This is a genomic window from Candidatus Pelagibacter communis (assembly GCF_001179965.1).
GTDB lineage: Bacteria > Pseudomonadota > Alphaproteobacteria > Pelagibacterales > Pelagibacteraceae > Pelagibacter.
On the sequence record NZ_CVSH01000043.1, the window covers coordinates 1 to 1,074 of the forward strand.

The 1,074-nt window shown below is 25.4% G+C and carries 1 protein-coding gene and 1 pseudogene; both read right to left on the minus strand.

Going from position 1 to position 1,074, the window contains the following annotated elements:
- Nucleotides 1-40: 40 nt before the first annotated feature.
- Complete coding sequence (locus AMN73_RS01845; RefSeq protein ID WP_179850071.1) at nucleotides 41-757, minus strand: glycosyltransferase; 717 nt, start codon at nucleotides 755-757, stop codon at nucleotides 41-43.
- 13 nt (nucleotides 758-770) lie between these two features.
- Nucleotides 771-1,074, minus strand: a pseudogene (locus AMN73_RS01850) (methyltransferase); the annotation flags it as partial.

Below are 1,074 nucleotides of genomic sequence, written 5' to 3' on the forward strand. Positions count from 1 at the left end.
TAACCAAAGTTTCTACCAATTATACCAACATTAATTTTTTTCATTTTTTTTTGTTTAATATGGATGTCTGAATAATAAAAAATAACCATTTAATATATGGGGGTAAAAACTTTAATAATCTAAATCTGCTCTCACCAATTTTTCTCTCAATCCATACACTTGGTATTTCAATCATTTTAAATCCCATTCTATGGGCTTTTGCGGTTAGTTCTAAGCTAAGAGTAAATCCTTTACTAGACTCAAATTTATTTACTTTATTTAAAAATTTTCTAGAGAAAAGTCTAAAAGAATTTGTTGAGTCTTTAATTGGTAAAGTTGTTAAATATTGAAAAAATAAAGACGCTAATCTTGTTAGAATTTCTTTAACAATAGGATTTCCTTCCATCTTACCACCGGCAATAAATCTACTTGGACAAACTAAATCATAACCATCATTAAATTTTTGAATACATTGATCAATTAAATTATGATTTTCGTGATCATCAGCCATATATACTATTACTGAATTTCCATTTGTCCTTTTAATTCCTGTTATTAGTGCTCCGTTAAAACCAGTAGCTTCATTTTTAATAAATTTTATCTTAGGGTTATTTGGAAATTTTTTTTTGATAATGTCTAAGGTCGGATCTTCATCATAATCATAGCAGATATTTAAATTATAATCACATTTAACATTATTTAATAATAATGCTAAGGTTCTATTAATCTCCTCATCTTCATTAAAAACAGGTATTAAAATATCTAGGCTGTCAGTCATATAAAAATTAAAATTATGAAATTTTAAGATTTGGCAAAGGTACAATAAATTTACCTTTATAACCATTACTAACTAATGTTTTTATTAGTCTATTTTTTAGATGCCAAGCTAGAATAATAATAAAATCAATTTTTTTATCAATTAAGTGCTGTTCATTTAAAATGGGAATATTTGTTCCTGGTATTAGTTTTTTTAATTTAAAAGAGTCTTTGATTTCGCCTACAAAATTTATCTCATTCTTTGAAAAGTTTGAAGTATTTAATAATATGCATCCTCTTGGCGAAGCACCAATGGCGCAAACAATATTTTTATTTTTT